Raw genomic sequence first — 13,707 nt, forward strand, 5'->3', positions numbered from 1 at the left:
CGGAGGCGGCCTCTTGAAGACGTCACTGGGAGCCTTTCGTCCCACAGGAACTCACAACCCGCCTGAGCATGCGTGGAGCAGTTCGAAGACGTCTACCACTTCCGGTGGCGCAACCGCGTCATGTCCTACATCCGACACATGCTGCCCACAGACAGGCGAGCTGGGGCGTACATCGGGGGGTGCGATCCCACGCGTGAGATGATCTTTGTTCTGGCGGGACACCCCATCGCAGGCAATGGGACGACACCTTCTACCGCATCAAGGCCGACTCCACCATCGTCCGGGCCCACCAGCGTGCTGCTGGGGCACGTGAAGGGGGATCTCCCAAAAGGGATCCGCATAGGGACTTCGCCATGGAACCAGCCAACCACTGACTCGGAGTTCACGCGGCGCTTGACAACCAGGCGGACCCGTGGCCGGCGGGCCGCCCATCTATCGTCCGGGCAACCGTTACGGCAAGGATCGCGTTCTTGCCGTCTCGCAGGTCGCCCTGGCCACAGGTGCCGCCATCTCGGCGCTCGCATCCGGCACTTCGCTCGTTCTCCTCGATCGGGTGATGCAAGCTGTCTGGCGGGATGTGCCCCTGACGTGCCGAAGAGCGGCTGTACCCGATGAACGTCCGTGTCAATCCTGCTGCCCCTGTGTGAACGGCAGCAGTCATCACCACACTGCACAGCACTGCCCATTGCCGAAGGCGAGATCGGAACAACGGGCCGCACCAACTCCAGCAAAAGTAGGTCTCCCCGCTGATGCTGGTCAGCCCATACCGGATTAGCCTGTCGGCTCGCAGCATCTCATGCCGTTCCCGTGTCCGGTGTGCAACCCTTCAGCGCGGTCTCTCCAGCGTCGATGCTTCGTGACAGACCGTGGGAGCTCCGACGGGCCGCTTCGGCTTGCAGGGGCGGCTATGTGCATGGTGGTGGCCCGCCTGTCGCGTTGGGTGGGCGTCGGGTTCCACGGCTCCGAGGGGGTACGGCTGCTGGTCGGGGTGGGTTGTTGCTGCTCAGGGTCCTGCACAGACCGCATCCTTGACCAGACATTTTGCGGGCGCCTACGAGATCCCGCAGCACCGCCGACAAAGGCTCGGACAGGCGGGTGTGGCCCAGTGCGCTCGTTCACCCGGAGAGTGCTTCCCTGCTCGCAGCGGACAGAACCCCTGGAAAATCCCATGGGTGCAGCTCAGCAGCTCTCAGCGCCTATTTGATCAGGACCCGCACAAGCCCGCTCGTGCAAGCCCGAGGCTAGGCTTTCGGGTGCCGAGCCGCACGCCTTACCAGTCCGTAGAAGTCGAGGTAAGTCGTTTCGACGTGGGTGGCGTAGCGCCGGGTCTCCTCGTGTCGGGCGGGCAGGCGGTTGATCGGGGTGGTCCTCGCGGCGAGGTGCTCGATGTGCATGTTCTTGCCGTTGGTGAACCAGGTGCTGAAGCGACTTCTTCGGATAGACCGGGTGTTGCGCAACGTCGGTCGTCTCGTTGTCATAGAGGAGGTGTTCGGGTAGTTCGACGAGGAAGTGCAGGGGCACGGCAAGCAGGAGGGGAAGTATCCACAGCCGCAAGACGGCCTCGCCGTGGCCGGCCACGGCGACCACGGCGGCCCGCGCGGGCAAGCAGCCCGGCGAGCGCCAAGGCGCCGGCGGCTGTGGGACTGGCGCCGAACTCCCGCAGGAGGCCCTGGGTTTCGCCCAGTGCGAGATCGTCCCTGAAGCGGCCGACGATTAGGCACTTTCCGAGGATGACGACCTACAGCATCCTCCAAGAGGCCACCGACGCAGACCTCGAACGCGGTTTCCAAGAACTGGCTGGCCTCTCCGTGCGGCCCTACCGCTGCGGGCCGCAGCTGAGCGATCGTCAATCAAGCTCATCGAAAATTTCGACGCGCCGCCTTTCGTGTACGAGGTCGCTATATGCGGACGCCGAACATGAACGGTCCACCGATCGTTTCCATCGATTCGTAGCGCACGACGGTGCCGCTGCGCGGGGCGTGCAGCACCTGGCCGTTGCCCGCGTAGAAGCCGACGTGGTGCAGGTCGCCGTAGAAGATGACCAGGTCGCCGACCTGGAGGTCGCTCTGGGAGTAGATCCGGGTGCCGGCGTTGGCCTGCGCCTGCGAGGTGCGCGGGATCTGGATGCCGGCCTGGGCGAAGGCCCAGGAGGTGAGCCCCGAGCAGTCGAAGGAGGACGGGCCGGAGGCGCCGTAGACGTAGGGCGAGCCGATCACGCTCTGGGCGGCGCCGTACGCCGAGGAGGCGCGACCGGTGGCGGGGGCGCCCGAGCCACCGAGGGCGGTGCGCTCGCTGGCCCGGCTCGCCCGGTCCTCCTCGGCCGCCAGGGCCGCCTTCTCGGCGGCGGTCAGGGAGTTGAGCAGCTTCTGCGCCTCGGCCAGCTTGCCCTGCACCTGGCTCTTCTTCTTGCCGAGCTCGCTGCGGGTGGTGGCGAGGTCCTTGAGCTTGTCCGCGGCCTCGGCGCGGTCCTGCGCGAGCTCGCGCTGCTTCTCCTGGATCTTCTTCAGCGAGTCGACCTGCTGGGCGCTCAACTGGTCGAGCGTGGAGGCCTTGTCGAGGTAGTCGTCCGGGTCGGCGGAGAGGAAGAGCTGCAGGGCGGGGTCGATGCCGCCGGAGCGGTACTGGGCGCTGGCCATCGAACCCAGGCCGTCGCGCAGCTCGTTGACCTCTTCCTGGCCACGGGCGACGTTGTCCTGGATGGTGGAGATCTCCTTCTGGAGCTTCTCCTGCTTCTCCTTGGCGCCGTTGTACTTCTCTGTGGCCTGCTCGGCCTCCTCGTAGAGCTTGTCGACCTTGGCCTTGACCTCGTCCTTGCTCGGCTTCTCGCTCGGCGCGGCATTGGCGGCCTGGGAGCTGAGGGCGACGGCAGCGGCGGCTGCGGTGGTCAGCACGGTCACGCGCGTGCGACTCGGCTGCTTGGGTCGACGGTGGGACGCCACGGGGGCAATCTCCTCCTTGTCTCAACTCCGCCGCCACAGAGACACATCGCGAACCCTGAGGCAAACGTTCGACTCATCCATATTTTGGCCTGCTCGCGCACTGCGGGTAGCCGGCCGTCCGTCGTAAGCGTGCGGCACCAAAGTTAGGAATTGGTTAGGGCAAGTCACGGTCTTCTACAGGGAGCGCAATCTCAGGCACAGGTTTCCTGCCACGGAAACCCTGGCGGTGAACTCGACGGCAGGGCGCCCGCATCGCGAACCGTCACCTGATCGGCGGCCGACTCGCAGATGTTCATGCGTCACGCTACGAACAGGCTCCGTGGGTCCTTCATCTCTCGGGCGACTTCGCCCTGAGCCGCCGCAATGTCATCGGCGGTCACATCGGAGTCCGCGGCCCACTCCAGCCGTGACAGCGGATCGGCCAGGGCCTGCTTCTGAGCAGGGTGGGTGACCGGCACAGAGTCGAATTCCATGGTCATCACGGTCAACTCTGCGGGACTGGCGCGTGTCTGGTTCTGCGTGAGCGTTGACACCCAGACCAATCTAACAAGTTCCTCACATCTCTACCTCAGGATGCGGGTACAACCAGGAGGCCACAGGAAGGCCTGGCGACGGGCGATTTGCCCGCTGTGGACGGGACGTGCCGTTGAAAACACCCCGCGTAGCCGTCAAGCCTGGCTGCGTGGGGTCGAGTTGTCTAGTGCCACAGAAGCAAGGGTGTGCAGCTTGGTTTCCCAACGATTGAAATGGCTGGTCTGACCTTTTATGCCCCTGAGGGAAACAATGACCAATTTTCTGTCGCGCCGCTTTCTGGCCGCATCCGCCATCGCTGCCGTAGCCGGTGGGGCTCTGCTCGCGCCATCACCGTCGATGGCACACGGCCAGGTTGCGCCGGAAACAACTGCATGGAAGCTCGCGGCGCCTTTGGACCCTGAGAGGTCCACGGATCTCTACGCTGTCGATGCTTCCAGTCGTAGCGATGTCTGGGCGGTCGGGATGGAGGCCGACGCATCGACCGGCATGTCCAAACCGCTGGTGCGGCATCAGGTGGGCAGTCGGTGGAGCGATGTGCCATTCAATGTCGCAACCGGTCGAGCCGCTCGTTTGACTGGTGTGGAAGCACATGGACCTCGTGACGTCTGGGTGGCAGGCGACTATATCGATGACCCTAGCGGGAGCGCGCTCCCGGCAGCAGTCAAGTCGCGCACGGCCGGGCGGCTGTCGGAGCATGTTGGCAGCGCTGGCGTCTCCGACCCAGTGCTGTTGGCGCACTGGAACGGCACCACCTGGACAAAAGTGGAACGTCCAGGCCCAGGCGAAGGCCGGATACGTTTCGTCATGGACCTGACGTCATTGGGGCGCGACTCCCTTTGGCTGTCCACAATGGACTGGGACACGACCAACGGGCAGTTCAGTGGTCAGCTTGAACGCTGGGACGGAGCCAGTTGGATTGTGGAGAAGCTGCCAGCCCCACCTGGCGGCGGTACTGTGGAGCCCCAGTCCGTAACCGGCACAGGGCCTGATGACGTCTGGGTCAGCGTGCTCAACGACGCCAACGGCGTCTATAGGCCCCTGCTCTACCACTTCGACGGCCGTCGATGGACCCTGAACACGGTTCCCGTGCCCTTCGTCAACGAGACGGGGTGGCTGCTCAAGGGCGCCGCCACGACCCCGAAGGGCCATCTGTACGTACTCCTGGAGACCAACGGCGAGGAATTCACTACGAAGGCGGCCGCGCAATGGGACGGCAGGGCATGGCGGCAGCTGCCGGGGCCTGACTTCGCTATTGCGAACGATCTAGTCGCAGGTGCCGACGGAACAGTCTGGGCGGCGGGCTGGCAGGCATCGGGTCACGCGATGCCCGCGCAGTGGAACGGAACCTCGTGGGTGCAGGAGGCACCCCCCGCCGAGCTGACATCGAGTAGTTACGCCAGCTCCATAGGGCAGATGAACGTTGTGCCCGGGACCAACACAGTCATGGCTGCAGGCGTCGCAGCATGCGAAAGCATGATGGGAAGTTGCGGCCTGCTCATCTCTCACCACGGAAAGTGAACACCAGCTGCCATCGAGGCCGACAAGTCGCTGGCTGTGATGTATCAGCCATGCACGCGGTTTTTGCCGAGGCGGCCTGACTGACGAACGATGCCAGTTCGCGGCGACTCCGTGCGACCGAGCGGTCCGCCCGGGGTGTCGCGAACTGGGGCTTCGCCAAGGTACCCCAGGGCCGCGTCCGTTCAGTGCAGAGATGGCGGCAAACATCGAATGGCGGCGCCGCGCAACAGCTCAGAGGCCTCGCTCGTTGCGCTTCATGGACCGTCACCAGATCGGTGGCCAACTCGCAGAAGCTCAGCGCCGGCGGGCACTCGCCACTTGACCCCGTCGATCAGCTTCCTACAGCCCCAGGAGCGCCCGACCCCACCAGATGCAATCCCCAGGTCCGTGTTCTTGCGGCGATGCTGCGAAGAGGCCACCCCACGGATCATGGGCTGCTGCGCTCCTCCACGCACAGATGCTGTCCATCCGCAGCCGCCTACTGACAAAGGTTCACACCGAGGACTTCGTGTCGTTGTGGTCGGTGGACAGTGCGAGGTCCCGCCATGCATCCGACTCTTCGCGCAGCTGAGCAATCTTGCTGTCCATCGCGGCGGCGCAGTCGCTGCCCAACTGGGCGCGCAGCGGCGGATCCGCGGCGTCGGCCAGGACGATCATCGCAGCGGCGCCCTTGACAGGGTCGCCAGGTTGATTCTGATTCAGACCGGGAACTGCATCACGTACCGCGCCAGCGGTGGCGGCATAGTCCTCGATGACGCTTCCCTCGGTATGGAGGCTGGTGGCGTCAAGAAAGTCCGTGCGGAAGTAGCCCGGTTCGACGATGGTGACTTTGATCCCGAGGGGGGCAAGCTCGTCGCGCATAGCTTCGGACAGCCCCTCCACCGCGAACTTTGTGGAACAGTAAACGCCGAAGCCGGCAGCACTGCTGAAGCCGCCGATGGAACTGAGGTTGAGGATGCGCCCCGCCCTCTGCTTCCGCATGACGGGAAGAACGGCGCGGGTGACGTTGGCCAGCCCGAAGACATTGAGAGTCTTCAAGCTGGGCCCCGGACGGGTGACGGCGGAAGCGTAGGCAACGGACAGGGCTCCCGTGCCGTTGAGAGAGGTTTCTAGGTCTCAACTCTCCAGCTCAGAAGCCCTGTTGGTCCCGTATCCTGCCGCACTCGACCTGCCGCACGCACTCGTGGAGTGGGTGACGATGCTGATCGTCACCCGTGAGGGTGACCGACGCTGCAAACTCCGGCCGTCCGAGCGTGCGCTGATCGCTCTGGCATACCTGCGCCGGCACGACCCCCTGGCTCAACTCGCCGCGGTTTTCCGTATTTCCGTCGGCACCGCCCACGCGTACGTCACCACCGTCGTCGAGCACCTGGCCGACAAGGCGCCGGGCCTGCTGAAGGTCCTACGCGAGACAGACCCCGACTACGTTCTCGTGGACGGCACGCTCGCCGAGTGCGACCGGGTCGGCGACGGGCGCGCGGACTATTCGACGAAGCACAAGCGGCACGGTGTGAACGTGCAGGTCATCACGGACCCGGCCGGTCGCACGCTGTGGCTCTCACCCGCCCTGCCCGGCCGCACTCACGACCTGACCGCCGCCCGCACCCACAAGATCATCAGGATCTGCGAGCGCCAGGGCGTCCCCGTCCTCGCCGACATGGCCTACATCGGCGCAGGCGAGTGGGTCACCACCCCCAAACGCCGGCCGCCCCAGGGCGAACTCAGCCCGACCGAGCAGACGATCAACCGGGCCTTGTCCGCCGCTCGCGTACCCGTCGAACGAGGAATCGCCCGCCTCAAATCCTGGCGAATCTTCCGCAGAGCCCGATGCAGCCCGAACCGCATGACGTCAATCACCGCGGCTGTCCTCACCCTGGAGCGGCACCGCTGAAAAGCCTCATTGGTGTCGTAGACGGAGCGGAACGTCGCGTCAGATGTCTCCTCCACCGCCCCGAGGACGCCACGGCCAGCGTTGTTCACCAGCACGTCGATCGTGCCGAACGCTGCCACAGCCGCGTCGACTGCACCCCGAGCCTGATCCTCATCGGTCACGTCAAGGGCGACCGCAATTGCGCGGTTCCCGAAAGCGGAGAACTCCTCCTCGACAGCCTGCGGGCTACGAGCCGTCGCCACCACATTGTCGCCCCGCTCGAGCGCCTGGCGTGCGATCTCTCTGCCGAAACCGCGTGCCGCTCCGGTGATGAACCATGTGGCCATGGCCTACCCCTTTCGCTCTGCGCGTAGGTTCCCAATTCCACCATGGTGCACGATTTACCTATTCGGGGCAGCCTCGGCCACGGATGCTGATGTACGGCCATACACGGCTGGTCGTCCTGATATAGGTCGGGGCCAGTGAATAAAGTGGGCCGCAAGCTGATACAGCGCCCGGGGGCACTGATGCCCGCCAAGATCCGGGCCAAGTCGATGTCCGTCGGCACATCACCTCGTCGATCCCGCGGGGTCACCAAGCGGGTTCGGGTTGGCAAGGTCTCCGTTGCGGGGAGGCCGCGGTTGCTGGCGGCGATCTTCTCGGTGAGCTCAGCCAGGGCCCCTTTGCGGGTGAGGTCGTAAACGCGAATACGGCGAGGTTGTTGCCAGGGGCGAGGGCGTATCCGGCGGCTTCCCAGCGACTGCCCTTGCGCTGGCAGACGGTGTCGTCGCCGCTGGTGCGCACCCTGCCGAGTTCGGGGGTATCTCGGGACGTGGTCCCTAGGCGGCGGCTTCCTAGTCACGGATCACCGCGGAACCCGGCCGACGCAACCCCCCGAGACGCTTCGCTGGGAAGGTGGACCGAGCGCGGCCGAACCGCAGTGCTCATGTCACCAAGGGATGCAATGGAAACACCCTGGGCATGTTGCGTTGGCGGCGGCGATGTCGAGGTCCTGGCCGTCGGGGAAGAGGCGGAGGAAAGACCTCGATGGTGTCGTGGCGGCGGCAGAACCGAGCCGACAGGTTGGCGCACACGGGGGGGGTGGTGAGCACGTCGGCGGAGGGACCGAGGCGCGCCCATGACGTTCTCGCGCGTGACCTTCGCTGCCGCAAGGCCGATACTGCCGACAGCAGCATCCCGGCCAAGCCACGGCCGGCCCGTCCGCCGACCTGACGAGTCGTCACCAAAGTCAGCAATGAGTCAGCACCAGTACCGCCAGAACCCGCTTCAGGCCGTCACGGACCGCCAAGATCACAATCCGCTCTCACCCAGTCCGACCTGCAAAGACACTGGTCAACGACTGGCCTGCTAGCCTAGCCAGGAGGTACCCATGAAGATGCTCATCAACGTCCCGGAGACCGTCGTCGCGGACGCGCTGCGGGGTATGGCGGCGGCCCATCCGGAACTGACCGTCGATGTCGAGAACCGGGTGATCGTGCGGCGGGACGCACCCGTCCAGGGGAAGGTCGGGCTCGTCTCCGGCGGCGGCTCGGGGCACGAGCCGCTGCACGGTGGATTCGTGGGGCCCGGCATGCTGTCGGCCGCCTGTCCGGGCGAGGTCTTCACGTCACCCGTGCCCGACCAGATGGTGCGGGCGGCGGCCGCCGTGGACAGCGGGGCCGGGGTGCTCTTCGTCGTCAAGAACTACACCGGTGACGTGCTCAACTTCGACATGGCCGCCGAGCTCGCCGAGGACGAGGGCATCCAGATCGCCAAGGTGCTGGTCAACGACGACGTGGCCGTCACCGACAGCCTCTACACCGCCGGCCGGCGGGGCACCGGGGCCACCCTGTTCGTCGAGAAGATCGCCGGCGCCGCCGCCGACGAGGGGCAGCCGCTGGAGCGGGTCGAGACGATCGCGCGGCAGGTCAACGAGAGCGCGCGCAGCTTCGGCGTGGCGCTGAGCGCCGTCACCACGCCCGCCAAGGGCTCCCCCACCTTCGATCTGCCACCGGGCGAGCTGGAGTTGGGCATCGGCATCCACGGAGAGCCGGGCCGGGAGCGACGGGCGATGATGACCTCGCGCGAGATCGCCGACTTCGCGGTGCACGCCGTGCTGGAGGACCTCGACCCCCGCAATCCGGTGCTGGTCCTGGTCAACGGCATGGGGGCGACGCCGCTGCTGGAGCTCTACGGCTTCAACGCCGAGGTGCAGCGGGTGCTCGCCGACCGCGGTGTGGCCGTCGCCCGCACCCTCGTCGGCAACTACGTGACCTCCCTCGACATGGCGGGCGCGTCGGTCACCCTGTGCCAGGTCGACGAGGAGCTGCTGCGCCTGTGGGACGCGCCGGTGAGCACGCCGGGGCTGCGCTGGGGCATGTGAGACGGGACGATCAAGGCACCTACCACGCAAGGAGACCCAGTGCTCGACGCCGACTTCTTCCGCCGTTGGATGACGGCGACCGCCGCGTCCGTGGACCGCGAGGCGGAGCGCCTCACGGCTCTCGACTCCCCCATCGGGGACGCCGACCACGGCAGCAATCTGCAGCGCGGGTTCACCGCCGTGGCGGCGGCGCTGGAGAAGGAGGCACCGGCCACGCCGGGCGCCGTCCTGATCCTGGCGGGACGGCAGCTGATCTCGACGGTCGGCGGGGCCTCGGGGCCGCTGTACGGCACGCTGCTGCGCCGCACGGGCAAGGCGCTCGGCGACGCCGCCGAGGTCGACCGGGCCACGCTCGCCGACGCCCTGCGGGAGGGGGTGGACGCCGTGATGACGCTCGGCGGGGCGGCGCCCGGTGACAAGACGATGATCGACGCGCTGGTGCCGGGCGTGGACGCGCTCGCCGACTCCTTCGGGGCCGCGCGCGGCGCCGCCGAGCAGGGCGCGCTGGCGACGACCCCGTTGCAGGCCCGCAAGGGCCGGGCCAGTTATCTGGGCGAGCGGAGCATCGGCCACCAGGACCCGGGCGCCACGTCGTCGGCGCTGCTGATCGCGGGACTCGCGGAGGCGGCCGGTGAGTGACGGGAAGCTGGTCGGGATCGTGCTGGTGTCGCACAGCGCCGAAGTGGCCGCCTCGGTGGCCGAACTGGCGCGAGGGCTCGCGGGCGGCGGCACGGCGGTGCCCGTCGCCCCCGCGGGCGGCACCGAGGGCGGCGGGCTGGGCACCAGCGCGGAGCTGATCGCGGCCGCGGCCGCCGCCGTGGACCGTGGGGCCGGGGTGGCTGTCCTCACCGACCTCGGCAGCGCCGTGCTGACCGTGAAGGCGCTGCTCGCCGAGGGCGACGAACTCCCCGCCGGGACGCGTTTGGTGGACTGCCCGTTCGTCGAGGGCGCGGTCGCGGCGGTCGTCACGGCGAGCACGGGGGCGGACCTGGACGCGGTGGCGGCGGCGGCCTCCGAGGCGTACAGCTACCGGAAGGTGTGAGTGTATTGGTCACGAGCGTTGTCAACGCTCGTGACCAATACACCTAGCCGCCGTCCACGAACCGCCGTGCCAGTCGCTGCCCTTCGGCCACGGCGGCGGCATGGTCCTCGATGGGTGAGATCCGCGAACCCTTGAAGACGATGTAGGTGACGCCCGAGTCCGTCCCCCCGCCGCGCGGGTCGGGCGGGATGCCGAGTGCCTCGGCGGCGGCGTACGACGCCTCGCCGATCACCTCGTGCGGCCCGGTGTCACCGACGACCGCATACCGCACCCGGCCGTCGTGGACGAGGGCCACCACGGAGCCCTCACGTACGTCGTGCTCGCGGTAGTCCCAGATGTCGCTGGGCACCGGCACGACGACGAAGGGCAGGCGCTCGGCGTCCAGATGACGGCCGTCGGAGCTCTGGAAGGCCGTACCGGGAGAGAAGTACGGGTCGGTGCGGCGGTTGCACAGGCGACCGGGCCGGCCGTCGCAGTCGATGTCCAGGTCGGCCGTCCAGAAGACGGCGTCGGGGGTGCCGCAGACACGGACGGAGGCCGGGCCGCCCGCGTCGGTGCGGTAGCGGCCCTCGGACACCTGGGTGCAGTCGCGCACCGCGGCCAGCAGGTCGGCCGCGCGGACGGGACCGTCCGCGGATCTCTCGTGCCGTGTGCGGGGTTCCTTGGGCGGGTGGGCGGTCGAGGACGTCGCCGGGGCGAGCAGGGCGGCACTTGCCGCGGCCAGCGCGAGGGACTGGACACGCACGATAAGGGACTCTCTGCTGGGGGACACTGACGGTCGCTCAGCACCATCGGATGCTGTTTCCGATCATGGGGCCACCCGAGGGGTCCGGACGGTGCACGCCACGCCCGTCCCACCCGGGGGCCGGGTGGCCGAGCCCGTGTCGGCTCCGGCCACCCGGCCGCTCCGGTCCCGGCACGGCATGGGCGACGACAGCGAATCCGCTCCGGGAGCACGAACTCCCCCTCTTTGGAGCGGAGTTCGGCCGTGCTTGCTTCAGCATACGGAACGGGGTGGCGTGCTCGACACGGACCGCCCTCTTGATGTGAGCGCGTCAGTCGCGTCATATTGGTCCGGACCATTGCCGCCGCGACGTCCCTGGAGGCCGAGTCGTGCGACGCGTTCCCGTGCCCGTTGCCCTGGTCCTCGGCGCGCTGCTGTTCGTCCCGTCCTGCGGCTGGGAAGGCACCGGGGAAGGCGACGAGGGGCGGCTGCCCGCGGCGCCGACGGGGGTCACCGCGGCGGCGGGGAGCGCGACCAGCGTCCACGTCATGTGGAACGCGGTGCCCTCGCGCGAGGTCGCCGGCTACGAGGTCTACCGCGGCGCCACCAAGGTCCAGGAGGTCGCGGGCTCCGCGCACATGGTCGACGTCGTCCGGCTCGATCCGGCGACGACGTACGTCTTCACCGTGCGGGCCCGGGACACCGAGGGGCGGCTCGGGCCGCGCAGCCGTGAGGTGCGGGCGCGCACGCCCGCCGCGGCCGCGGCCGACGCCTCCGCCCCCTCCCGGCCCGGCAAGGCACAGGGGCGAGCCGCGGGGAGCCGGGCCGCGCAATTGTCCTGGACGGCGTCGAAGGACGACCGGGGCGTGGCGTCGTACGACGTCTACCAGGGCGCGGCGAAGATCCACAGCGTCGGCGGGGGACAGACCGCAACCGTGGTGACCGGACTGCGGCCGGGCACCCGCTACACGTTCACCGTCCGGGCCCGGGACGCCGCGGACAACGTCTCCCCCGCCAGCGCCGCCGTCCGGCTCAGCACCGCGCCGGGCACGGACGACGGGCGGGACACCGCCCCGGCCGACTTCCGCGCCACGACCCGGCGCGCCGACGGGGCCTACCACATCGACCTGTCCTGGGTGCCGCCCGAGGTGGACGGGGTGATCACCGAGTACCAGGTCCAGCTCGACGGGCGTCCGGTCACCTCCCTGGTCTTCGGCGGAACACCGCCCCGGGACCGGGCGACGTACAGCTTCTACATCGGGCAGGAGGCCGGGGAGCGCCATCGGGTGCGGATCCGTCCCCGGCTGCCGGACGGCACCTGGGGCGGTTTCTCGGCGGAACGGACGGTGACGACCGGCCAGGGCCGCTGAGGGGCCCTCACGTCCCCCGGACGACGGTACGCGTCACCTGAGCGGGTGCGGTCCCCATGCGGGGCGGGCCCGGGACACGTTGGCTGCCTCTGTGAGGCAGCACGGGCGTTCCCCGACCTAGGCGGCGCAAGGGATGTACCGCCACCGTGCCGCCGGAGGGCAGTCCCATGCGTACTTCTCAGCCTCTCCTCGGGGCGGCCGTGGCAGCCGCCGCGCTGCCGCTGGCCCTGGTCGCCGGGCCGGCCGCCGCGAACTCCGGGATCTCGGTGAGCACCAACGGTTCCACGGTGTCGGTCACGACCAGCGCGTGCACCCAGTTGAACGGCAGATGGGGCACCGCGTCGATCCTCAACAGCAACCAGACCAACTTCGCCCAGGGCCGCCAGGTGGTGCTCACGGGTTCGACCACCCAGCAGGGCTCGGCCTGGACGAACGTCACCCCGGGCACGTACACGGTCATCGTCATGTGCTCCAACGGCAACACCGCCGGAACGCAGTCCGTCGTCGTCTCCGCCGGTTCGACGCCCACCGTCTCGCCGACCGTCACGCCCACGGCCTCCCCCACCCGCGGCGTGGTCGGCGGTGTCGGTGGCGCCAGCCGGGACTTCGGCGCAATGACGCTGGTGGGCGGCGGTGCGCTGGTGGCCACCGCCCTGATCGCCACGGTCTGGTTCCTGCGCCGCCGCTCGAAGCCGTACCGCCTCTAGGGCCTGCGGCGAAAGCGGCGTCCCGGCCGTACCGCCTCCAGCTCGTGGCTCCTCAGCCGTCCTGTCCCGGGGGCAGCTCGGCCAACTCCGCCAGGGCGTGCTCCAGCCAGCGCGTCCAGAAGGTCTCCAGGTCGATGCCGGCCCGCAGGACGAGGTGCTGGAGCCGGTCCTGGGGGCTGTCCTTGCCGGGCGGGAAGTCGCGCCGCTCGATCTCCTCGTACTCCGTCAGCTGGACCCGGTGCAGGTCGAGATGGCGGCGCAGGTCCGCCTCCAGGCCGGCCGTGCCGACCACGGCCGCCGCGCGCAGCCGCAGCAGCAGCGTGTCGCGCAGCGGCTTCGGGTCCTGGGCGGCGGCGGTCCAGCGGGACAGTTCGGCGCGCCCCGCGGGCAGTACTTCGTAGCTCTTCTTCTGCCCGCGGGCCGGCTGCTCGGCCGGCAGGGCCCGGATCAGCCCGTCGGCCTCCAGCCTTCCCAGCTCGCGATAGATCTGCTGATGCGTCGCCGACCAGAAGTAGCCGATCGACTTGTCGAAGCGGCGGGTCAGCTCCAGCCCCGAGGACGGCCTTTCGAGCAGGGCGGTGAGGATCGCGTGCGGGAGTGACATGGGGGCCATCCTAGGG

At 68.5% G+C, this 13,707-nt stretch carries 13 protein-coding genes and 2 pseudogenes; 7 read left to right on the top strand and 8 right to left on the bottom strand.

All coding sequences use genetic code 11. The features are described from left to right. Window positions 1-1,241 precede the first annotated feature (1,241 nt). From ACZ7LV_RS18595 to ACZ7LV_RS18605, 3 genes are all read right to left on the bottom strand, one after another. On the bottom strand, window positions 1,242-1,478 hold the full coding sequence (locus tag ACZ7LV_RS18595; protein WP_471940532.1) for a hypothetical protein: 237 nt from the start codon (window positions 1,476-1,478) through the stop codon (window positions 1,242-1,244). Between the two features lie 420 nt (window positions 1,479-1,898). Next, window positions 1,899-2,939, bottom strand: a complete 1,041-nt coding sequence (locus tag ACZ7LV_RS18600; protein WP_471940534.1) for a C40 family peptidase — start codon at window positions 2,937-2,939, stop codon at window positions 1,899-1,901. 299 nt (window positions 2,940-3,238) lie between these two features. Next, window positions 3,239-3,472 carry a hypothetical protein gene (locus ACZ7LV_RS18605; protein WP_471940535.1) on the bottom strand — a complete coding sequence of 78 codons (234 nt, stop codon included), beginning with the start codon at window positions 3,470-3,472 and terminating at the stop codon, window positions 3,239-3,241. Between the two features lie 250 nt (window positions 3,473-3,722). On the opposite strand from ACZ7LV_RS18605, the gene ACZ7LV_RS18610 reads away from it, so the two are divergent. Further along, a complete protein-coding gene (locus ACZ7LV_RS18610) occupies window positions 3,723-4,991 on the top strand; it encodes a hypothetical protein (RefSeq protein WP_471940536.1) in 1,269 nt (422 codons plus the stop codon). A gap of 492 nt (window positions 4,992-5,483) precedes the next feature. Here ACZ7LV_RS18610 and ACZ7LV_RS18615 read toward each other — a convergent pair whose 3' ends face one another. Further along, on the bottom strand, window positions 5,484-6,029 hold the full coding sequence (locus tag ACZ7LV_RS18615) for an SDR family NAD(P)-dependent oxidoreductase (RefSeq protein ID WP_471940538.1): 546 nt from the start codon (window positions 6,027-6,029) through the stop codon (window positions 5,484-5,486). 103 nt (window positions 6,030-6,132) lie between these two features. Between ACZ7LV_RS18615 and ACZ7LV_RS18620 the strand changes: the two genes are divergently transcribed. Beyond that, entirely contained in the window at window positions 6,133-6,882 is a 750-nt protein-coding gene (locus ACZ7LV_RS18620) for a transposase (protein ID WP_471940970.1), read from the top strand. Window positions 6,883-6,902: 20 nt separating this feature from the next. Here the strand turns inward: ACZ7LV_RS18620 and ACZ7LV_RS18625 are convergent. Further along, window positions 6,903-7,208 (bottom strand): annotated as a pseudogene (locus ACZ7LV_RS18625) (SDR family NAD(P)-dependent oxidoreductase); the annotation flags it as partial. 281 nt (window positions 7,209-7,489) lie between these two features. Next, window positions 7,490-7,665 (bottom strand): annotated as a pseudogene (locus ACZ7LV_RS18630) (site-specific integrase); the annotation flags it as partial. A 586-nt stretch (window positions 7,666-8,251) separates the two neighbouring features. Here ACZ7LV_RS18630 and dhaK point away from each other — a divergent pair. Genes dhaK through ACZ7LV_RS18645 form a run of 3 tightly spaced genes read left to right on the top strand, consistent with a single transcriptional unit; the run spans window position 8,252 to window position 10,286 of the window. Beyond that, entirely contained in the window at window positions 8,252-9,244 is a 993-nt protein-coding gene (dhaK, locus tag ACZ7LV_RS18635) for a dihydroxyacetone kinase subunit DhaK (protein ID WP_471940539.1), read from the top strand. Between the two features lie 39 nt (window positions 9,245-9,283). Then, entirely contained in the window at window positions 9,284-9,883 is a 600-nt protein-coding gene (dhaL, locus tag ACZ7LV_RS18640) for a dihydroxyacetone kinase subunit DhaL (RefSeq protein ID WP_471940541.1), read from the top strand. Next, complete coding sequence (locus tag ACZ7LV_RS18645; RefSeq protein WP_471940542.1) at window positions 9,876-10,286, top strand: PTS-dependent dihydroxyacetone kinase phosphotransferase subunit DhaM; 411 nt, start codon at window positions 9,876-9,878, stop codon at window positions 10,284-10,286. Before dhaL ends, ACZ7LV_RS18645 begins: the two co-directional genes overlap by 8 nt. Before the next feature lie 43 nt (window positions 10,287-10,329). Here the strand turns inward: ACZ7LV_RS18645 and ACZ7LV_RS18650 are convergent, their stop codons facing one another. Continuing rightward, the gene (locus ACZ7LV_RS18650) at window positions 10,330-11,031 is read right to left on the bottom strand and encodes a glycoside hydrolase family 75 protein (RefSeq protein ID WP_471940544.1); all 702 of its coding nucleotides are present in this window, start codon (window positions 11,029-11,031) and stop codon (window positions 10,330-10,332) included. 368 nt (window positions 11,032-11,399) lie between these two features. On the opposite strand from ACZ7LV_RS18650, the gene ACZ7LV_RS18655 reads away from it, so the two are divergent. Both ACZ7LV_RS18655 and ACZ7LV_RS18660 read left to right on the top strand, forming a co-directional pair. Beyond that, complete coding sequence (locus tag ACZ7LV_RS18655; protein WP_471940545.1) at window positions 11,400-12,380, top strand: fibronectin type III domain-containing protein; 981 nt, start codon at window positions 11,400-11,402, stop codon at window positions 12,378-12,380. 167 nt (window positions 12,381-12,547) lie between these two features. After that, window positions 12,548-13,087: a hypothetical protein gene (locus ACZ7LV_RS18660; RefSeq protein ID WP_471940546.1), complete on the top strand. Its 540-nt coding sequence runs from the start codon at window positions 12,548-12,550 to the stop codon at window positions 13,085-13,087. A gap of 52 nt (window positions 13,088-13,139) precedes the next feature. Here ACZ7LV_RS18660 and ACZ7LV_RS18665 read toward each other — a convergent pair whose 3' ends face one another. Next, window positions 13,140-13,691: a PadR family transcriptional regulator gene (locus ACZ7LV_RS18665; RefSeq protein WP_471940547.1), complete on the bottom strand. Its 552-nt coding sequence runs from the start codon at window positions 13,689-13,691 to the stop codon at window positions 13,140-13,142. Window positions 13,692-13,707 lie beyond the last annotated feature (16 nt).

It is taken from the genome of Streptomyces sp. NPDC107562 (genome assembly GCF_055657325.1).